Annotated in this window: 21 protein-coding genes; 10 read left to right on the top strand and 11 right to left on the bottom strand. The window is 57.2% G+C overall.

All coding sequences use genetic code 11. The annotated features are described in order from the left end of the window. Positions 1 to 24: 24 nt before the first annotated feature. Complete coding sequence (argS, locus tag ACZ1GS_RS04960) at positions 25 to 1,746, bottom strand: arginine--tRNA ligase (protein WP_472697383.1); 1,722 nt, start codon at positions 1,744 to 1,746, stop codon at positions 25 to 27. Positions 1,747 to 1,823: 77 nt separating this feature from the next. Beyond that, a complete protein-coding gene (locus ACZ1GS_RS04955) occupies positions 1,824 to 2,483 on the bottom strand; it encodes a hypothetical protein (RefSeq protein WP_472697382.1) in 660 nt (219 codons plus the stop codon). 156 nt (positions 2,484 to 2,639) lie between these two features. Here ACZ1GS_RS04955 and ispH point away from each other — a divergent pair, with 156 nt between their 5' ends. Genes ispH through rnhA form a run of 3 tightly spaced genes read left to right on the top strand, consistent with a single transcriptional unit; the run spans position 2,640 to position 5,007 of the window. Further along, positions 2,640 to 3,599, top strand: a complete 960-nt coding sequence (gene ispH, locus ACZ1GS_RS04950; RefSeq protein WP_472697381.1) for a 4-hydroxy-3-methylbut-2-enyl diphosphate reductase — start codon at positions 2,640 to 2,642, stop codon at positions 3,597 to 3,599. Continuing rightward, positions 3,599 to 4,558, top strand: coding sequence for a homoserine kinase (gene thrB, locus ACZ1GS_RS04945; protein WP_472697380.1), 960 nt, complete (start codon positions 3,599 to 3,601; stop codon positions 4,556 to 4,558). The genes ispH and thrB overlap by 1 nt, the downstream gene beginning before the upstream one ends. After that, the gene (gene rnhA, locus ACZ1GS_RS04940; protein ID WP_472697379.1) at positions 4,555 to 5,007 is read left to right on the top strand and encodes a ribonuclease HI; all 453 of its coding nucleotides are present in this window, start codon (positions 4,555 to 4,557) and stop codon (positions 5,005 to 5,007) included. Before thrB ends, rnhA begins: the two co-directional genes overlap by 4 nt. A 57-nt stretch (positions 5,008 to 5,064) precedes the next feature. Here the strand turns inward: rnhA and ACZ1GS_RS04935 are convergent, their stop codons facing one another. From ACZ1GS_RS04935 to ACZ1GS_RS04925, 3 genes are all read right to left on the bottom strand, one after another. After that, positions 5,065 to 5,241: a YegP family protein gene (locus ACZ1GS_RS04935; protein ID WP_472697378.1), complete on the bottom strand. Its 177-nt coding sequence runs from the start codon at positions 5,239 to 5,241 to the stop codon at positions 5,065 to 5,067. A gap of 88 nt (positions 5,242 to 5,329) precedes the next feature. Then, positions 5,330 to 6,448: an NAD(P)/FAD-dependent oxidoreductase gene (locus ACZ1GS_RS04930; RefSeq protein WP_472697377.1), complete on the bottom strand. Its 1,119-nt coding sequence runs from the start codon at positions 6,446 to 6,448 to the stop codon at positions 5,330 to 5,332. Then, positions 6,445 to 7,407 carry an alpha/beta fold hydrolase gene (locus tag ACZ1GS_RS04925; RefSeq protein ID WP_472697376.1) on the bottom strand — a complete coding sequence of 321 codons (963 nt, stop codon included), beginning with the start codon at positions 7,405 to 7,407 and terminating at the stop codon, positions 6,445 to 6,447. The genes ACZ1GS_RS04930 and ACZ1GS_RS04925 overlap by 4 nt, the downstream gene beginning before the upstream one ends. A gap of 72 nt (positions 7,408 to 7,479) precedes the next feature. On the opposite strand from ACZ1GS_RS04925, the gene ACZ1GS_RS04920 reads away from it, so the two are divergent. The 7 genes from ACZ1GS_RS04920 to ACZ1GS_RS04890 all read left to right on the top strand — a co-directional run bounded on the left by ACZ1GS_RS04920 (position 7,480) and on the right by ACZ1GS_RS04890 (position 14,566). Beyond that, positions 7,480 to 7,953 (top strand): A24 family peptidase, encoded by a 474-nt coding sequence (locus ACZ1GS_RS04920; protein ID WP_472697375.1) that lies wholly within the window; start codon positions 7,480 to 7,482, stop codon positions 7,951 to 7,953. A gap of 74 nt (positions 7,954 to 8,027) precedes the next feature. Continuing rightward, positions 8,028 to 8,984: a Flp pilus assembly protein CpaB gene (gene cpaB, locus ACZ1GS_RS04915; protein WP_472697374.1), complete on the top strand. Its 957-nt coding sequence runs from the start codon at positions 8,028 to 8,030 to the stop codon at positions 8,982 to 8,984. A gap of 2 nt (positions 8,985 to 8,986) precedes the next feature. Next, positions 8,987 to 10,627 carry a type II and III secretion system protein family protein gene (locus tag ACZ1GS_RS04910; protein ID WP_472697373.1) on the top strand — a complete coding sequence of 547 codons (1,641 nt, stop codon included), beginning with the start codon at positions 8,987 to 8,989 and terminating at the stop codon, positions 10,625 to 10,627. A 21-nt stretch (positions 10,628 to 10,648) separates the two neighbouring features. After that, complete coding sequence (locus ACZ1GS_RS04905; protein WP_472697372.1) at positions 10,649 to 11,254, top strand: CpaD family pilus assembly protein; 606 nt, start codon at positions 10,649 to 10,651, stop codon at positions 11,252 to 11,254. After that, positions 11,254 to 12,537, top strand: a complete 1,284-nt coding sequence (locus tag ACZ1GS_RS04900; protein ID WP_472697371.1) for an AAA family ATPase — start codon at positions 11,254 to 11,256, stop codon at positions 12,535 to 12,537. Before ACZ1GS_RS04905 ends, ACZ1GS_RS04900 begins: the two co-directional genes overlap by 1 nt. A gap of 49 nt (positions 12,538 to 12,586) precedes the next feature. Beyond that, positions 12,587 to 13,558 carry a type II secretion system F family protein gene (locus tag ACZ1GS_RS04895; RefSeq protein ID WP_472697370.1) on the top strand — a complete coding sequence of 324 codons (972 nt, stop codon included), beginning with the start codon at positions 12,587 to 12,589 and terminating at the stop codon, positions 13,556 to 13,558. A gap of 18 nt (positions 13,559 to 13,576) precedes the next feature. Next, a complete protein-coding gene (locus ACZ1GS_RS04890) occupies positions 13,577 to 14,566 on the top strand; it encodes a type II secretion system F family protein (RefSeq protein WP_472697369.1) in 990 nt (329 codons plus the stop codon). A gap of 91 nt (positions 14,567 to 14,657) precedes the next feature. Here ACZ1GS_RS04890 and ACZ1GS_RS04885 read toward each other — a convergent pair whose 3' ends face one another. The 6 genes from ACZ1GS_RS04885 to ACZ1GS_RS04860 all read right to left on the bottom strand — a co-directional run bounded on the left by ACZ1GS_RS04885 (position 14,658) and on the right by ACZ1GS_RS04860 (position 19,909). Beyond that, complete coding sequence (locus ACZ1GS_RS04885; RefSeq protein ID WP_472698066.1) at positions 14,658 to 15,095, bottom strand: MarR family winged helix-turn-helix transcriptional regulator; 438 nt, start codon at positions 15,093 to 15,095, stop codon at positions 14,658 to 14,660. A gap of 15 nt (positions 15,096 to 15,110) precedes the next feature. After that, positions 15,111 to 17,195: a TonB-dependent receptor gene (locus ACZ1GS_RS04880; protein ID WP_472697368.1), complete on the bottom strand. Its 2,085-nt coding sequence runs from the start codon at positions 17,193 to 17,195 to the stop codon at positions 15,111 to 15,113. A gap of 4 nt (positions 17,196 to 17,199) precedes the next feature. Then, on the bottom strand, positions 17,200 to 17,610 hold the full coding sequence (locus tag ACZ1GS_RS04875) for a GFA family protein (RefSeq protein ID WP_472697367.1): 411 nt from the start codon (positions 17,608 to 17,610) through the stop codon (positions 17,200 to 17,202). Next, positions 17,607 to 18,245: a maleylacetoacetate isomerase gene (gene maiA / locus ACZ1GS_RS04870; protein WP_472697366.1), complete on the bottom strand. Its 639-nt coding sequence runs from the start codon at positions 18,243 to 18,245 to the stop codon at positions 17,607 to 17,609. Before maiA ends, ACZ1GS_RS04875 begins: the two co-directional genes overlap by 4 nt. 91 nt (positions 18,246 to 18,336) lie before the next feature. Next, positions 18,337 to 19,344 (bottom strand): ribonuclease E/G, encoded by a 1,008-nt coding sequence (locus tag ACZ1GS_RS04865; protein WP_472697365.1) that lies wholly within the window; start codon positions 19,342 to 19,344, stop codon positions 18,337 to 18,339. Then, a complete protein-coding gene (locus tag ACZ1GS_RS04860; protein ID WP_472697364.1) occupies positions 19,337 to 19,909 on the bottom strand; it encodes a Maf family protein in 573 nt (190 codons plus the stop codon). Before ACZ1GS_RS04860 ends, ACZ1GS_RS04865 begins: the two co-directional genes overlap by 8 nt. Positions 19,910 to 19,914: the final 5 nt, after the last annotated feature.

Raw genomic sequence — 19,914 nt, 5'->3', positions numbered from 1 at the left:
CGCACACCCCACAAAATTGAGCGCTTACATTTTATCGGCGGCCTCGACCCCCATTAGCGCGAGACCGTTCCTAATCACTTGCCCTAAATATTTGGCTAAGAAAAGCCTCGCGGATGTAACTTCCGGTGCGTTAACCATTAGCATCCGCAGCTCAGGCCGATCATTACCCATATTCCAGAATGCATGAAAAGCCGCTGCCAGGTCATTGAGATAAAAGGCGACTCGGTGCGGCTCCCGATTCGCTGCAGCCGATTCGATGATCCGCGGGAATTGCGCTGCCTGTTTGATCAGGTCGAGTTCTTCGGGCCCAAGCAGTGCAAGATGCTCTGCCGAGGGTGCAAGATTGTCTTCGCCCCCTTTGCGCAAGGTCGACTGGATGCGGGCATGAGCATATTGGACATAGAAGACCGGATTGTCCCGTGACGCTTCGGTGACCTTGGCAAAGTCGAAATCCATCTGTGCATCGGCCTTGCGGGTGAGCATCGTGAAACGGACGGCATCCTTGCCGACTTCATCGACCATATCGGCGATGGTGACGAAATTGCCCGACCGCTTGGACATTTTCTCCGGTTCACCGTTGCGCAACAACCGGACCATCTGGACCAGCTTGACGTCGAACTTCGTCTTGCCCTCGGTCAGCGCGGCAACCGCGGCCTTGATCCGCTTGACCGTGCCCGAATGATCGGCGCCCCAGATATCAATCAGCTCATCCGCATTCTGGGCCTTCTGGAAATGATAAGCCAGATCGCCACCAAAATAGGTCCAGCGACCGTTGGATTTCTTGATCGGCCGATCCTGGTCATCGCCAAACTGAGTCGACCGGAACAGCGGCAATTCAACCGGCTCCCAATCGTCTATCGTCTTGCCCTTGGGCTTTTCGAGCACGCCGTCATAAACCAGATCCCGCGCCCGCAACGCCGCTTCCGCTGCGTCAGCTTTGCCTGCCTCGTGCAATTCGGCCTCGGATGAAAAGACATCATGCTTGATACCCAGCAGAGCGAGATCAGCCCGGATCATGTCCATCATGCCCGACACCGAAGCCTTGCGGAAAATCGGCAGCCACTCCTCAATCGGAGCATCGCGATACTGATCGCCAAATTGCTGCGCCAGCGCCCAACCAACCGGTTTGAGATAATCCCCCGGATAAAGCCCTTCGGGAATTGACAAAATTGTCTCGCCCAGCGCTTCGCGATACCGGATATGGGTCGATTCCGCGAGAATATCGACCTGTCCGCCGGCATCATTGACATAATATTCACGGATGACCTTATGGCCGACAAATGCGAGCAGATCGGCCAGCGCATCTCCGACAACTGCGCCACGACAATGGCCCATATGCATTGGACCGGTTGGGTTGGCAGAGACATATTCGACGTTGACGGTCACCCCGGCGCCGATGGTCGAGCGGCCATAATCATCGCCCAAAGCTGCGATCTGCTGCAGCTCAGTGATCAGCACGGAATCGCTGACGCGCAGATTGATAAAGCCCGGCCCGGCAATTTCGGCGGTTTTGACGTCATCCAGCTTGTCCAGCTCTGCGACGATTTTTTCCGCCAGATCGCGCGGCTTCTGGCCAGCAGCCTTGGACAATACCATCGCCGCATTGGTCGACAAATCCCCATGGGACGGATCGCGCGGCGGTTCCAGCGTGACATTGCTGCGGTCAAGCTCGGCCGGCAAGGCACCGGCAGCGACCAGCGCACTCAAGGCCTGATCAACATGACTTTCAAATGTCCGAAAAAGCATTGTCTTCCCCATTTTTCCAAAGGGCGCGGCACCCGAATTCTGTGAATTCGAGCTGCATATCACCCTGTACCCTGTATTTATCGCGTTGCGTTATACTGCAATTGTTCCGGCGTAAGCTGGAAACCGATCAGCTGCTCGAACGATGACCGGGCAACCGCAGCCCGCACGGCCGGATCGGCCAGCGGATCGAGCGCCGCATCCGGATCTCCGGGCTTGCGGCGGCGGGTGATCCGTTCAATCACATCTTCGGGCAGCCGTGCTGCGGCGGCGTCAACATAGGACCCCGCTTTGGCTGAAGTCGACGCCCGATACTGACCATCGGCAAATTGCAGGGTGACGGTATTGACCCGCTTAGCAACCACCGCTGTTCCGCCCTGCACAACCGTAGCGAAATACGGAATCGTAACCGTTCGGGCGCCTTCCGGGCGCGAACGCAGTGCATAGACGTCAAAGCTGGACTCGGTATAGATCCGTGCGCCCTCGCTGTTGCAGGTCGACCGCAGGTTGGTGATGTTGGCGACCACATCGATCGCGCTGGCGTCGGTGCTGCCGGCAGGATCGAATATCGTGACATCACCGGTATGATCCGGGACGGCGACTGCCGGGCAGCCGGTGCGGGTAACCGAAACGCCAACGCCGGAGCTGATGTCGATCTGTCCTTCGGTCGAGCAACCGGTGACGACAAGCACGGCCAGGCCGGTTCCTAACAGCTTCTTCAAACGCCCATTGATGCTCATACTCAATCCTTGTTTATTATCCCGTTATCGACAGTTTTCACTGCGTCCTTGTTCAGGGTCAGGAAACCCTTATCTATGCCTTTAGTGCCGCGCAACCATCCAGAGGATGAACAGACAGGCTTTTCGTCGCTTCCGTTTTTCACTAAGGCTTTGATTATGAATCACTCAGCATCAGAAAAACCCCATATTCGCTTGCTTGTAGCGGCACCACGCGGCTTTTGTGCCGGTGTTGACCGGGCGATAAAAATTGTCGAACTGGCGATCGAAAAATATGGCCCTCCGGTCTATGTGCGGCACGAAATCGTCCACAACCGCTATGTCGTCGACCAGTTGAAGAAGCAGGGCGCGATATTTGTCGAGGAACTGGACGAGGTGCCGGATGGTGTTCCGGTGGTCTTTTCCGCCCATGGCGTACCCAAAGCCGTGCCCCACAAGGCGGAAGAAAGAGGTCTAGAATATCTCGACGCGACCTGCCCGCTGGTTTCAAAAGTGCATCGCCAGGCCGAACGGCAGGTCGAAGCCGGCCGGCATATCCTGTTCATCGGGCATGAAAACCATCCCGAGGTGGTCGGCACATTTGGTCAGGTCGAAGAGGGCTTGATGACACTGGTCGAGACGCTGGAAGATGTCGCCGCGCTCGAACCGGAAGATGAAAACAAGCTCGCCTTCCTGACGCAGACCACGCTGTCAGTAGATGACACCCATGCGATTGTCGAAGCCCTGCAACAGCGTTTTCCCAATATTGTTGGGCCCAAGGGCGAAGATATTTGTTACGCCACATCCAATCGGCAGGAAGCGGTGAAACAGATTGCGACATCCAGCGATCTCGTTCTGGTAATTGGTGCGCCCAACAGCTCGAACAGCCTACGGCTGGTCGAAGTGTCCAAGCGCGAAGGCACCGACGCCTATCTCATTCAACGAGCCGGAGAGATCGACCTCAGCTGGTTTGAAGGAGTCGGCACCCTCGGGTTGACCGCTGGCGCGTCGGCACCGGAGATATTGGTTCGCGAAGTGGTCGCACATCTCGAGCAATATTTCGACATTGATGAAGAAAAAGTCCGGACCGTGGACGAGAATATGGTTTTCAAGCTGCCGCGCGGCCTCGAAGCTGCCTGATGGCCGTCTATACCAAGGTCAGCGCAGAAGAGATTGATCATTTCCTGACCCGCTATGATGTCGGAACGCTGATTTCGGCCAAAGGCATTGCCGAAGGCGTGGAAAACAGCAATTATCTGATCGAGACCACCCATGATCGATATATTCTGACCCTATATGAAAAGCGGGTCGATCCGGAAGACCTGCCTTTTTTCATTGCGATGCTGGATCATCTCGCTGCCAGAAACTGCCCTGTACCGCCAATGATCGCTGATCGCGCTGGCCAGCATATCCAGCAGCTTTGCGGCCGGTCGGCCTGTCTGATCACTTTCCTGCAAGGCGTGTCGGTCTCCGCACCGACCCCCGTGCACGCACAGGCGACAGGCGCAGCCCTTGGACAGATGCATTCCGCTCTTCAGGATTTTCCGGAATACCGGCCGAACAGCCTGGATCATCAGGGCTGGCGGCAACTCGCAGCGGATTGTGGCGCGCGCGAACTGGATGCCATCGCGCCGGGGCTTGATCATCTGATTGCCAGCGAACTGGATGCCCTCGATCAGCACTGGCCAGACCAGTTGCCAAAATCCGTGATTCACGCCGACCTGTTTCCCGATAATGTGCTAATGCTGGATGACAAGGTCACTGGTTTGATCGACTTTTATTTTTCCTGCACCGATATTCGCGCCTATGATCTGGCGGTCACCCACGCAGCCTGGTGCTTTTCCGACGATGGCACGCAATTCATGACCGATGTCTCGAAAGGACTGCTGCACGGCTATGCCGATGCCTTTCCCTTGACGGATGCGGAACGGGAAGCTTTGCCGATCCTGGCGCGCGGCGCTGCCTTGCGCTTCCTGCTCACCCGGGCCTATGACTGGATCAACACGCCTGCCGACGCGCTGGTCACCCGCAAGGATCCGGCGGCCTTTTTGCATCGCCTGCAATTTTACCAGCAAAATCAGGATATTTTCAGCGCATGACCGATCAACAAATTGTTGAAATTGCAACCGATGGCGCGTGCAAGGGCAATCCGGGTCCCGGCGGCTGGGGCGCCCTGATCCGCTATGGCGACAAGGAAAAGGAAATTGCCGGCGGTGAACCCGACACGACCAATAATCGCATGGAATTGCGCGCTGCGATCGAGGCGTTGAACACCTTGAAGCGCCCCTGCCGGGTCCGGCTTTCGATCGACAGCACCTATGTCAAGGACGGCATTACCAAATGGATTTTTGGCTGGCAGAAAAATGGCTGGCGCACCGCCGCGAAGAAACCGGTCAAAAATGCCGATCTCTGGCAGGATCTGCTAAAGGCGGTCGAACGCCACCAGATTGAATGGAAATGGGTCAAGGGCCATGCCGGAGATCCCGACAATGAGCGCGCCGACATGCTCGCCAGCGATGCGGCCATGGCAATCGCTGCGGAACAATAGCGATCCGTTATCCCCGCCAGCGCCGGAACAACGGATCGTTGCTGATAAAATCAGGCTTTAGCTATTATCTTCGACCGCCGCATTCGGTCCATTTTTGATGATCGAGGCAATCGCGTTCTTGGCACTTGCCTTGCTCGAATAGCCTTCGGTTGAGAACATGATTTCGCTATTATGCTTGAAGCGGACCCGGAACTCGCCTTTTTTATCTTTATAAATTTCAAACTTATGCGCCATGTTTTGCTCTCCTTTGTGAAGCCCATTGCGGGTCGCCAATTTATTGCGTTTTCGCGAACCGAACGCAACGGCAAAATTGTAAACTCTCTCAGCGTTCGAAACGACCGGGTTCGTAAAGACTGGCGTCGATCGCGCTGAGCGCGGCATCGCGCTTCGTGCCCAGCAATATGGCCCCGGCCAGTCCCGCTGCGGCTGGCGCGGTCTGAATGCCAAAACCGCCCTGGCCGGCGAACCAGAAGAAATCGGCAATCTGCGGATCAAATCCGTATATCGGCAAGCGATCCGGTGCAAAGCTCCGCAGACCGGCCCATTTTCGCGTCACCGCCTCGACCTTGACGTCGAGCACAGCCTGAAACCGGTCAATCGCCAGGGCAATATCCCATTCTTCCGGCGCCACATCGCCGGGGTTTGTCGGCGTTTCATCGTGAGGACTGAGCCAATAGCCCCCGCCCGCTTCGGGCTTGAAGTAAAAACTGCCATCCAGCGCCACCACCAAAGGCTGTCTGACATGCGAAGGCGGATCGGTCCGCAACTGGACCATCGTCCGCCGCATTGGCTGGATGCCAAGCGCCCGGGCGCCCGCCTGCCGGGCGATTTCATCCGCCCAAGCGCCCGCCGCGTTGACAATCTGCCGGGCCTGGATCTCGTGGCTTCCGCTGCGGATTGACCAATATCCGTTACGGCGATCGATAGCTTCAACCGGTGTCCGGCATTGCAGGGTCACTCCTTGTTTTTGGGCCTGACGCAAATAGGCCATGTGCAGGCCAGCGACATCGATATCGCAGCAATCCGGTTCAAAAATTGCCTGATTCCAATCGGCGCGAATATCGGGAACCAGCGGCTGGATCTGGTCGGCTGTCCAGCGCTCCATTGCGACACCGCTGCCGGCAAATTCTGCCAAAAAAGCCTCGAGGAGATGGGTTTCCTCACGCCGGCCAATATTCAAGGCTCCACGCCGAGAAAGAAAGCTCTGCTTTGAAAATTCCGGCGGCGGCGCTTTAAGAAACGCGTAGGAAGCGGTTGTCAGGGGCTGGACCTGGGGTCCGCCATAGGTTTCGGTCCAAAACGCGGCTGAGCGCCCCGTCGCGTGATAGCCGGGCTGATCTTCGGCCTCGAGGATGATCGTCGTACGGGCACGGCCGATTTCAGCCGCGATGCTCGCCCCGGCGATACCCGCACCGATTACAGCGACGTCAAATTGTTTCATTGCGCCGGCGCCTCACGGTCGAGAAAGCCGAAGCTCGTGCGCAAGGCTTCATCGCGCACAGCATCGGCTTCGCGGTAGATTTCATGGGCGCATTCCTTGCCAAACAGTTTCATCTCGGCCTTGGGCAGCAGATGGACCGCGCGTTCAATTGTTGGATGATCGACCAGTTCATCGGTATCCGTTGCCAGAAACAGAATCGGAACGTCAACCGCATGCAAGGCATGACGATCACGCAATTGTCGGGCCGAAGCATAGGCCCGCTCAACCCAGCGCCAGCTGGCCGGCCCGAGACGCAGATCGGGGCGCTCGCCAAACCAGAAAAACTCGTCGGAATAGCGCGCTGCATCATGAGTCAGCAATCCCTGACGCAGCACCTCCGGTTCCAGCGGCTTTTCGCTAACCTTCCAGGCGCGGCGCTTTTCGCGGCCGATCAGGCAAAGGATCTTTGACAATATATGCGCAGTCCACTCCGGCATACCACCGCCGGCCGGAGCCAGCATCGGGGCGCTCAGGATAACCGCATCGGGGTGGATTCGCTGTTCGGCCAGCGTGCGCATCACAAGATGCCCACCCATGCTATGACCGATCAGCACATGGGGCCCCGGATGGCTTGCAATCCAGGCGTGATAAAATTCCGTGAGGTCTCGCACCCACACAGCAAAATCGGAAATATGCCCGACATGAGGATGGGGTCCGCAACGTCCGGACCCGCCCTGCCCGCGCCAGTCAACCGACGTGACATGCCATCCCTGCTGGTGAAAATCGTGAAACGCCTCGAGATATTTTTCGTAAAAATCCGCCCGCCCGGTCATGAACAAAACCGACCCACGCGGATTGTCGGTGCGTTGCAACCATTCCAATTGCCGCAGTTCCCAGCCATCGCTTGCCAGCCATATCCGCTCTTCAGCATCCTGCGGAATCGCCCTCCGATCAAAAGAAGATGGGGATTTTTGGCTCAACTGCCACTCCGACCGGTTTGAAGATAATCATGGTTACGATTTGGTAAGTGATTTTTATTAAGGGTGTTTCTCATGAACGGGGAACAACTCATCTACTTGCTCTGGGGCGGCTTGGCAATTGCGCTGATTGTGGCGGCAATTACCGACATCAAGAGTCGTCATATTTCGAACAAGCTGAATCTGGTGATCGCATTGGGCGCTCCCGTCTTCTGGATCGCGAGCGGGATGCAATTATGGCCCGATATGATTCAACAAATTGGCATCGCTACGATCGTGTTTACCATATTTGCCGGCATGTTTGCGATCGGAGCGATGGGCGGCGGGGACGTAAAACTCCTGACTGCCATAGCGTTGTGGCTCCATTGGCTGACATTAATCGAGATGCTGGTGATCATGTCAATCGCTGGCGGCGTGCTCACGCTGTTAATGATAACGGCTAAGAAAATTCAAAAAACTACAGGTCCAGTAAAGGTTCCATACGGAGTTGCCATATCATTTGCCGGGCTTTGGATAATTTACGAACGATATTTTAACCATTTTACTTGAAAGAGAAACGCGCTGCCAAAGGATCGTTTCAGGGTGATCGATTGTGGCGGGGCATTCAGGAGGCGTAGAACGTCATGGACAAGAAGAAACTCATTTTGCTGATCGGCGCATTGGTGGTGGCTGCGGTTACCGCTCTGCTCGCCAGAAACATGTTTGCCGGCGCGTCTGCACCGCAAGTTGAAGCAAAGAAGGTCGAAGTGCTCGGCGAAGAAGTGCTCGTGGCATCACGCGCGCTGCCGGTTGGCACCATCATCACGCCTGACAGCTTCAGCTTTCAGCCATGGCCGGAAGAATTGGTTGAGGAAGCCTATTTCCAGAAAGAAGGCACCAACCTCGAATCACTGAATGGCACCGTTGTTCGCAACGCGATTACCGCCGGTCAGCCACTCACCAAGGGCGCAATTGTCAGCCCGGGTGATCGCGGCTTTCTGGCAGCGGCGCTTGGCCCTGGCATGCGCGCCGTGACGATCCCCGTATCGGGATTGACCGGTGTGGCTGGTTTTGTCTTCCCTGGCGACCGGGTTGATCTGATGCTGACCCAAACCGTGACCGGTGATGGCCCGGAATTAAAAGTATCCGAAACCGTTATTCGCAACGTCCGGGTTCTCGCTACCGACAATCGCGTCACGCAGGCGAAAAACGAAGCAGGCCAAACCATAGCGAAAAAGGCCAAGCTGGTTACGCTTGAGACAACGCCGAAAATCGCCGAGAAAATTGCCGTGGCACAAACGCTCGGTACGCTGAGCCTGTCGCTGCGTTCGCTGGCTGACAGCAGCGCGGAACTGGAAGAAGCCATTGCATCGGGCGAAATCACGCTGCCGAAAACGGATGACCCTGCTGAAGAAGCGGCGATGATCCGGTCTTTGGCCAAGCGTCCGAATAGCAAGAAATCAACCTTCTCAACCGGTGGCGAAGTCTCGCGTTTCGAAGCGCGCACCCCACCCCCGGTGAAAAAGGAACTGAAGCCAGAAGGACCGAAGGTTCGGGTGGCACGCGGCAACGCCGTCAACGAAGTTAAGTTTGGAGACTGAAAATGGCCGTACGATACGCAAAGCACAGCCTGCTCAATGGCACGTCAACCAAGAAAGCCTTGGGTGCCGCCATCGCAGCATCTCTCGCTCTGGCTCTGGCCGTCAGCAGCGCGACCCAGGTCAATGCCCAATCGGCAAAGATCACCAATCCCCAGTCTCGCGTCACGCTTGCTGTGGGACGCGGTAAACTGGTCACGCTGCCCAGCCCGATTGAAGATATCTTCATTGCTCAGAACAATATCGCAGACGTTCAGGTGCGCTCACCGCGCCAGATCTACATCTTCGGTAAAGCGAGCGGAGAGACCAGTTTCTACGCAACCAACAGTGCCGGAAAAGTGGTCTACTCGGCTGAAATCGCGGTCATCGGTGCCGAAATTTCTTCGATCGACCAGATGCTGTCTCTTGCCATGCCGAACGCGGACATTGCGGTCAGCACGACCAACAATTTCGTTCTGTTGACAGGCACGATTGCCAATCCGGACGACGCGGAGGAAGCAGAGAATCTGGTTCAGGCCTATGTTGGCGAAGGCACCCGGGTGGTTAGCCGGTTAAAAACCGCAACCCCGATGCAAGTCAATTTGCGGGTTCGGTTTGCTGAAGTCAGCCGTTCACTGGCAAAGGAAATCAATGGTAACGTGCTGACGCGCGACAATACCAGCGGTTTCCAGTTCGGTGTTTCGCGCGGCCGGAATTTCGGTGCGATTACCAATTTTGACACCAGCACCTTCCCCAATCTCGACGCGTCCAACCTGTTTGGATTGCCCGCAGGATCGATATCCTTGCCGTTTAATCCGGCGACCGGACAATTTGTCACACAGGGCGGCACCGCGTTCAACTTCAACCAGGGTACCGGTTTGAATACCATTCAGGCCGCTGGTCGGTTGTTCGGTATTGATATTGCCACCGCGCTGGATGTGTCCGAACGAGTTGGTCTTGTCACGACACTAGCATCGCCCAACCTGACCACGATTTCTGGCGAGACCGCCAACTTCCTGGCTGGTGGCCGGTTCCCGATCCCGCAATCTTCGGGTTTTGGTGAAGTCAGCGTAACCTATCAGGATTTCGGTGTGAGCCTTAACTACACGCCGACAGTATTGTCCAACGGTCGTATTTCGATCCGTGTCAAACCGAGCGTTTCGGAAATCTCCTCCGCTGGTGCGGTCCGTCTCAACGGTTTCGAGATCCCCGCGATCTCGACCCGCGAAGCGGAAACCACCGTGGAACTGGGTTCCGGCGAAAGCTTCATGATCGCTGGTCTGATGCAGAACAACTACAGCTCGACTGTCGACAAGACACCTGGCCTCGCCGACGTGCCGGTGCTCGGTAACTTGTTCAAGTCGGATGGTTATCGGAAAAACGAAACCGAACTGATGATCGTGGTGACGCCTTATCTCGTCAAACCGGTCAGCGACAGCGAGATCGTGCTGCCAACCGATGGTTTCAAACATGCCAACGACTTTGAGCGGGTCTTCATGAACCGTCACAGTTCAACCGGCACCGGGGATCGTCCCAAGCCAACCGTGGCACCGCCGGTGTCCAGCGGCCCAGCCTTGGGCAGCCTGAACGCACCGGAGGGCCGCAAATCGGCAAAGAAAACCAGAAAATCCGGTAGCGCCGCTCCCGGTTTCAGCTTCGACAAATAGTCCGTTTCAGGAGAATCCATCATGCGTATTGTTTCTACAGCACTCGTTACCGCTCTCGGACTATCCGTCGCAGCTTGTGGTAGCACCACCGCGAACCGGACGATCGAAAGCGAACGGCAACCCGTCGTTACACGCTCTCACTTTGTCCTCGACGTCAACACCGGCGCCGGCGGATCCATTCCGACCAGCGAACAGCGGCGTCTCGCTGGCTGGTTTGAAGCGCTCGACCTTGGTTATGGCGACCGCATCGCGATCGACGATCCCAGCTACACCGCCAACGCATCCGCGCGGGCCGCAGTAGCCGCCCAGGCCGCGCAATATGGCCTGCTGATCTCCGACATTGCGCCGGTCACATCCGGCAATGTGGCCAGCGGAACCATGCGCGTCGTTGTATCGCGGTCCACCGCCACGGTGCCCGGCTGCCCCGACTGGAGCAACCGGAGCCATACCGATTTTCAGGGCCGGACCAGCCAGAATTACGGGTGCGGTGTCAACAGCACTCTGACGGCGATGATTGCCGATCCCGAAGATCTCGTCCGCGGCCAGGCAGCCGATGACCAGAATCAAGAACAGGCTTCAAAAGCCATTCGCGCCTATCGCGATAAAAAACCTGCAGGAGGCCAATAATGAACGCTCCTTGGAAACCCGGCTCAATAAACGGTCGTGATCCTTTTTCCGCCTTCGTTTGTGACGAAGACACGCTGGACATTTTGCGTCCGGTTATCGAGGAAATGGGATGGCCTGCCGACAAATGCCACAAAGGCGGTCTGCGCAACGCGGTTCAGTCCTTGTCGGTTGCAGCCAGTCCGAACATCCTGCTGGTTGATCTTTCGGAATCGGGCGATCCGCTCGCCGACATCAACTCGCTGGCCGAAGTCTGCGAACCCGGAACCGTGGTTATCGCCATGGGCCAGGTCAATGATGTCCGGTTGTATCGTGACCTGATCGTCAGCGGTTTGCAGGACTATCTGCTCAAGCCGTTCAGCCCGGAACAGCTTCGTGACGTGCTCAGTCAGGCCCAAGCGGTTCTGAACGCGCCCAAACATGAAGAATTGAGCAGCGAAAAGCCGCATATTTCGACGGCCGTTATCGGCACCCGCGGTGGTGTTGGCGCTTCGACAATCGCCACGTCTCTCGCCTGGTTGCTAAGCCAGGAGAAGGAACGTCTCACAGCGCTGCTGGATCTTGACGTTCACTTTGGTACTGGCGCGTTGGCGCTCGACCTTGAACCGGGTCGCGGCCTCACCGACGCAATCGACAATCCAAGCCGGATCGACGGGCTGTTCATCGAACGGGCCATGATCAAGGCGAACGAGAAACTGTCTCTGCTGTCGGCAGAAGCACCGATCAACTCGCCGATGATGACCGACGGCACCGCGTTTTTCCAACTTCAGGAAGAATTTCGCGCTGCTTTCGAATGCACCGTGATCGATCTTCCTCGCGAGATGCTGATCAGCTATCCGCACCTTCTTGGTGATGTGAACGCGACGGTCATCGTGACAGAACTGACCCTGGCTTCGGCTCGCGACGCGATCCGTCTGCTGTCATGGCTCAAATCGCATGCCGCGCAGAGCAAGGTGATCGTTGTTGCCAACAAAGTGCAGTCGAGCAATCTCGAGATTTCCCGACAGGATTTCGAAAATTCGATCGAACGCAAGATCGATTTCGTCATTCCTGCCGATCCCAAAGCCGCAGCGCATGCCGCGAAACTGGGACAGGCCTTCGTTGAGGCTGGAAAATCCAGCAAAGCGACCGCCAAGATTGTCGCTTTGTCTGAGCATATTCTCGGCACCGTCGACGAGGAAGGCGATGAAGAGGAAGGCGCTTCAAAGGGATCGCTGATGGGCAAGTTCGGCAATATCAAAGCTTTGCTGCCGTCCAAGAAAAAGAAGGAAAGCGAGTCGTCCTGATTGTGATCAGGCCGATGCCGCTTTTTTCTAAACTGTAAGGACATCTGCAATGGATATTACGCAAACCCTCATCTTGGGCGCAGGATTACTGACCTTCCTAATGCTTTTGGTCTTTGCTTTTTCCGGTCCTTCTGAATCGGCAGCAAAAGCCAAGCGCCTCGACAAGGTCCGTTTCCGCCATTCCGACAGCGCGAATGCGAAAATGGAAGCGCAGATGAAAAAGGCGGTAAGCGCCCGCCGGAAAACCCATCGCCCGACCGGCGAGAATATGACGAAGATGGAAACGCTGGCCATCCGGCTTGAAAAAACCGGTAATGATTGGACCTTGCGTCAATTCTTCCTGGTTTGTGGCGTGTTGTTCCTGCTCGTCGGGGCGGCCTTGTTTCTTAAAGGCGCGCCTCTTCTGATGTGCCTGTTTGTCGGACTGGCTGTCGGCCTGGGACTGCCGCACTTCATTGTCGGCTTTCTGATCAATCGCCGTGTGGCGAAATTTACCGCATCCTTTCCCGATGCCATCGAATTGCTCGTTCGTGGTTTGCGCTCCGGTCTGCCGGTAACGGAGACCATTGGTGTCGTTTCCAAAGAAGTGGATGGCCCGGTTGGCGAAGAATTCGGTAAGGTTGTCGATCGCATCAAGATCGGCCGCACGATGGAAGACGCTTTGCAGGAAAGCGCCAAGCGTCTTGAAACACCCGAGTTCAAGTTTTTCTGTATTACGCTGGCAATTCAGCGTGAAACCGGCGGTAACCTGGCAGAAACCCTGTCAAACCTCGCCGACGTGCTGCGGAAACGCGGGCAGATGAAACTGAAGATCAAGGCCATGTCCTCCGAATCCAAGGCTTCTGCCTATATCGTTGGCTCCTTGCCGTTCATCGTCTTTGGCTTGGTCTATTCGGTCAACCCCAACTATATCGCCGGCTTCTTTTATGAAGAGCGGCTGATCATCGCGGGCCTCGGCGGCCTGACCTGGATGAGCATTGGCGTGTTCATCATGGCCAAGATGGTCAATTTCGAAATTTAAGGTGAAGGTGCTGAGCAAATGACTCAAGGCGGTGGACCAACATTAATGGGCGTAGATGTCCTGTGGGTAGCAACCATTTTGGCTGCTGTTGCCACAATGGCCATCTTCTTCGCCGTCTACGCGGCGATAACGGTCCGTGATCCGATGGCGAAGCGCGTAAAATCGCTAAACGAGCGGCGCGAGCAGCTCAAGGCGGGTATCACGGCGTCGACAACCAAAAAGCGCGCCAAGCTTGTCCAGCAGAACGATACAACCGATCGCATGCGCGGCATGCTGCAAGGATTGAAAGTCCTTCAGGATGATCAGCTCAAGGAATCACAACAAAAGCTGGCCCAGGCCGGCATCCGGTCCAAGGATCTCGCCTATGCGGTGATTTTCAGCCGGCTGGTGCTGCCGATTGTTCTCGGTGGTGGCGCCGCGCTGGCCATCTATGGCTTCGGTTATCTGGGTGACTGGACACCGATCAAGAAATTTGCCGTTTTCGCCGGTGCCACCATCGCTGGCTACAAGGGCGCGGACGTCTATATCAATAACCTGATCGCGAAACGGACGGACTTGATCCGCAAGGGTTTGCCGGACGCTATTGATTTGCTCGTAATCTGTGCCGAAGCCGGTCTGACCGTCGATACTGCCTTTGCGCGTGTATCGAAGGAACTCGGCGATGCCTATCCCGAACTGGCCGACGAATTTTCCCTGACGTCGATTGAACTCGGCTTTCTGACCGAGCGGCGTCAGGCATTTGAAAATCTCGCTTATCGGGTTGCGCTGGAGCATGTCAAAGGCGTGGTCACAACCATGATCCAGACAGAGAAATATGGTACCCCACTGGCTTCGGCCTTGCGGGTTCTGTCTGCAGAATTCCGGAATGACCGGATGATGCGCGCCGAGGAAAAGGCCGCGCGTCTGCCAGCGATCATGACGATACCGTTGATCCTGTTCATTCTGCCGACCTTGTTCATCGTGATCCTCGGCCCAGCGGCCTGCTCGATCTCCGATGCGATGATGTAGCGGTTGATAACCAAAAAACAAAAAAAGAGCGGCCTGAAAAGCGCCGCTCTTTTTTTGTCTGCCTGACAGACCGTTCCCGATGCGGATTCAATCAGTCGTCGGCAATCTCGTCGGCAGACTGTTTTATCTTGGCGAGCATTGCCGATAATTCCCGCTGCTGCGCTTGGCTGAGAACCGCCATGATTTTCTTTTCCATAACTTCGGCCGCCGGCATGATCTGGTGGTAAAGATCGTTGCCGGTTTGACTCAACATCAAATGGTGGGACCGGCCATCGGCGCTGTTCGGACTGCGGCCAAGCAGCGCGCGTTCGACTAGCGTCTTGACCGCGCGGTTGACCGTTACCTTGTCCATCAGGGTCGCTTCAACCAGCTGACGCTGCGTCGATGCCCCGCGGCTGCCGAGCACGGCCATGACGCGCCATTCGGGAATCTTCAATCCGAACCGGCTCTTATATTCCCGTGCAATAAGGTCGCTGACCGCATTGGATGCGGTCGACAACTGGTAAGGAATAAAATCGTCCAATTTCACACTCATATGTAATATTTATTCAATTTCTGCGCGAAGTCCAATCCAAAATGTCCGTGAAAAAGACCTTTCGATAATATTGCTACTGCTTATCGTCGTCTCTACCCGCGCATTGAACAGATTTTCAACCCGCCCTTCGACCAACAAACGATCGTTCACGGCAAACCCCAATCGGCCATCAAGGGTGAAGGCATCGTTGAGCCTTCTTGCATTCTGGTCATCTTCAAACTGACTGCCAACATAGCGGGCGGTTAGCGCAAAGCCCGATCCGTCATCGCTATCGACCTGCAAAGCGGCAAAGCCGTTATGCCGGGGGATCTGTGCCGGGCGCAGATTGTCAACCGCCAGCGCAGCACCCGAGGCCTGAACTTCCGCATCGACATAAGCATAGCCGGCACGCAACGTGAAATTGAACGCATCCGTCAGACTGCCGGTATAGGCGGCATCGAGCTCGAGGCCCTTTGATTCGATCGCATCCAGATTTTGCCGCTGCCGAAATACCCCTGCGCCAGAAACAAAACCGACACCGGGAAACAGCCCCGGGCCGCTGTCAAGCGTGACATTGGCGACGGCATTGTCGAGCTGGTTGTAAAATAGAGTCGCGCTCGCCGAGAACGGGCCGGCATCCCAGTCGAGACCGATTTCCGCGCCCTTGACGCGTTCCGGTTCGAGCAGTTCATTGGCTGCGGTTGCGTCCGGGCCGACACGAAAGGGCCGGAACAGCTCGTTCAAAGTCGGCAAGCGCCAGCCGAGATAGGCAGCGCCGCGCATTGTCAGCTGATCATTGGCGTCAAAGGCAAAGCCGCCGCGGCCGGTAAACTCCGTGCCGTTGCGATTGGCGAACCGGTTGTCATTGCGCTCGGCGCCAGGAAACGGATTTATGAGTTCAATTTCGCGGCGGAAGCCATCATCAATCGACCAGAAATCCACCCGGCCCCCGCCGGTCAGAATCAGCGCATCGCTAACCTGCACGCTGGCTTCGGCAAAAGCGCCATAAGTTGCTGTGACCCCACCCGCACGGCGACTGCGCCGCGGGGTGTCGTTGTCGGCAAAGAAGAAATTCTCGTTGGTCGTGCCTTCCGTCCGCCGCCAGTCACCGCCGAGGCGCAATTCGATGGCCTCCCCTACCGGTGGTCGCACCTCGAACCGCGCGCCGAGGCCGGTGGAAGGCACGTTAAACTGTTCGAACACGCGGCCAACGCTGTTGCGATCTGCGGCAACCCCGCCAAAGCTGACATCGAAATTGCGCACCTGCACATAGCCCAGCGCCGACCATTGCCAGCCGGTAGCCGAGCGATTGACCAGACGGATGCTGGCGTCTGCACCATCATTGTGGTTTTCGCTAAACGCGAAACCCCGCTCGCGATCGTCGGTGAACGCCCGGATATTGGCCTGCAGTTCGGTCTCATCGGATAGCGGCGCAACATAGCGGACGGCCAGGCCTGCCTGCTCATATTCGGCTGGACGATCAACCGTCCCGCGCTGGCTTTCGATGATCGGAATAAAGCCGTCGCCGCGCGCGTAGTTGGCCGAAATTGTCAACTGCCCCTGCCCCAGTTCCCGGCCAACGAGCAGATCCGCATCAACGCTGTTGCGGCTGCCATAAGCGAGGCCCGCTTCGATCAGATTGCCAACATCCGCGCTGAACAATTCCACGGTTCCCGCAATCGCGCCAGAGCCTTCGGACCCACTGCCGCCGCCGCGGGTGATGCGCGCCGATTGGATGGCAAGCGCGTCATAGCCCGGCCAGGCCACCCAGCCGCCAAAAGGATCGGCTTGCGGAACGCCGTCGAGCAACAGCAAGGCCCGTGACGACGCATTGCCGCCCAGTCCGCGGATCGTGATCCCCTGGCTGGTCGGGTTCGCAGAGCGCGCATCGGAGCGCCGGAACTGCTGCAGTCCAGGCACTTCGCGCAGGGCGTTTTCAACCCGTTCACCAGCCTTCACGGTAACGGTGGTCACGCTATAGGCATCATCGGCTTCGGGTAGCGGCAGGCCGGTGACAGTAATGTCACCGGGCTGAGCGCCAGTGTCGGCAAAGGCCGGGCTACTCGCCACCGAACATACCGCCAGAAGCGGCAACGCGATAAAACTGTTTTTCATGATATTAGCTGTGCATCCATTTCTGATGAATTGGCATGTCGTCGGGAAGCCGGTGAAACGGCTGCGCATCGCCGACAAAATTGGCGCTGTCGGCCTTGCCAAAGATACTGGGATCATCAAGGGATCCGACCTTGATGATGACACCCGCCGGAAAACCCGGCGCACGGGTGAACAAATGGGTGCCGCAATTTCCGCAAAACTCGCGCGTGACAGGGTGCTCGATATCGTCGCGGGCAAAGCCTTTCACCGCGCCTTTGGTCAATTTGAAACCTTCAACCGGCATTGCCATGACGAGCAGATTGCCGCCGCCGGTAATATATTGACATTCGCGGCAGAAACATTCCGCCTTCATCAACGGCTCGCCTTCCGCTGCGTAACGCACGGCGCCGCAATAGCATCCGCCTTCGACCTTCATAACGCCTGGTCCTTCACCGCTTCCGGAGCCGCTTTCTGGAACGCCGGTAGTTCATTACACGCGGCATCGATCCGGACGAGCTTTGGGAATGCCGTCAAATCGGTTTCAAAGCGCCGACCGTTATACATTTGCGGGACCAGGCAGACATCCGCCAAATTCGGCGCATCGCCACCAAAAAAACCGGTCTCCGGCGCCAGCGCTTCGAGCGCACGGAACCCTTCGTTGACCCAGTTGCGGTACCAGATATTGATCGCCTCCTGATCCTGGCCCATTTCATGTTTTAGATATTTCATGATCCGCAAATTATTAACCGGATGAATATCCGCGGCCACCACCAGTGCCTGCGCCAGTGTCCGGCTCCGCTGGAGAGGGTCGGCGGACACCATTGGCGGCTCCGGATCCCTGGCATCGAGATAGTCAATAATCGCCAGCGACTGCGTCAGATCATGCCCGTCAATGTGGAGCATCGGGATGAACCCTTGCGGGTTGCGCGCGATATAGTCGGCTTGCTTGGTGCTATCGTCGAGCAAATTGGTCGATGCCGCCTGATAGGCGATGCCCTTCAAATTCAATACGATGCGCACCCGGTAGCTCGCCGAACTGCGCCAATAGTCATAGAGGATGATTTCGGTCATATCCGGCTTGTGCAGAGCGCATCACCAAAATGCAAGGGGTCTGGCAAGCACTGCTGATCGCCGCCCGGCAAACCCGGCACCCGGGTTGTGATCAGGAGACCACCCTTCCCCCGTCAATGGCGATAGTCCCGTCGGCTTCGATCACCACCGGGCGGCCGGTGCGCTGGGACAATTGATCCAGCCACGCCGGATGATTGTTGAGCACGGCCGCCATTGTCGGATGCACTTCCACTTTCAAGGATCCTGCGGCCCGATCGCGCTCAGCCCGCCGCAGCAGCGCCAGAGCGGCGCTGAGCAACCGGTCCGACTGCAGGATTTCCAGGACCGAAGGCCCGGCCTTGCGCGCCACAACCTGCATGAAACCAAAGCCGTTTATCGCGGTCCGCTCACAGGGCGCGCTCATCGCTTGATCAAATATATCTGCGACAGCCGATCGATCCGCTTTGGCCTCCAGCGTCGGAAAGTCGATGCCAATCGCGCCGCCAATATCCAGCCTGGTCAAGGCCTGCGCCACCTGTTTGGCGGCGCGCTTGGCCAATTCTACCGGCGGCAGCGGCCCATCGACATCGATCACGGTCATCGCCGGTGTGAGGGAAATGAGCAACGTGCCGCCATCAAAATCGATCCGGCCCGTCTCGGCCTGTTCCATGGCTTCGTGCCATCCGAACGCCGCGAACAGATCCTCGTCATGCGGCTCGAGCAACTGCACCGGTTGCCCATCAGCAATCAGGCGATCGTGCAAAGTCGGCCCCGCGGCCAACGGGCAATCATCAGCCACCGGCCGGGCTTTCGCGCGCTTGGCCTGCCCTCCGATTTCATTCACAGCTTCCCGAACGATCTCGACCCGCAGCTTGGATCCTTCCGTCAGACCTTTGGGCAGCGGCTGCAACAGGCATTGTTCGCCGCTATCGAGCGCCACGATGCCGGATCGTCCCGGTACCCATTGCTCGACAAAGCGGGCGCCGATAACCGCACCCTGTCTTGCGCCGCCAGCGCTCCGTTCAATGCGGACCGCAACCAGGTCTCCCTGATGCACCTGCAGCGCCCGGTTTTCGCCGATACCGGACTCATAGAGCCACCCGCTTCGAAGCTCAAACAACCGGATATCCCGAAGAAATCAGCAGATTCCGGGTTTCATAGAGCGGCAAGCCCATGATTCCGCTGAAGCTGCCGCCGATGGCAATGACAAAGGCTTCGGCCCGCCCCTGAATGGCATAGCCTCCGGCCTTGCCCACGCCTTCGCCCGAAGCGACATAGCTGTCGATCTCATGGGATTCGAAACGTTTGAACTTGACGGTGGAATCCGATAATTTTGTCCGCGCCGTTCCATCTGCCGCAATGACACAGACGGACGACAGGACATGATGCCGACGGCCGCTCAGCAGGGTCAGAAAGCGGCGTTGCTCGGTTTCGTCCGATGCCTGCCCCAAAATCCGGCGACCAACCGCGACGGTGGTGTCGCCCGCAATCAGGACTTCATCAGCCGCGCGATCGACGGCGGCGGCCTTTTCCCGGGCCATGCGCAGGACATAGTCGCGCGGCACTTCGCCGTTCAGCGGGCTTTCATCAATATCGGGCGAAATGATCCGATCGGGTTCCAAACCCAACCGGCCAAGCAATTCCAGCCGGCGCGGGCTGGAAGAAGCGAGAACAAGCCGCGTCACAGCAG

This window comes from Parasphingorhabdus sp. W113 (assembly GCF_055693205.1).
The sequence above is the reverse complement of the archived record's forward strand: the minus strand, read 5'-3'. Positions and strand labels throughout refer to the sequence as shown.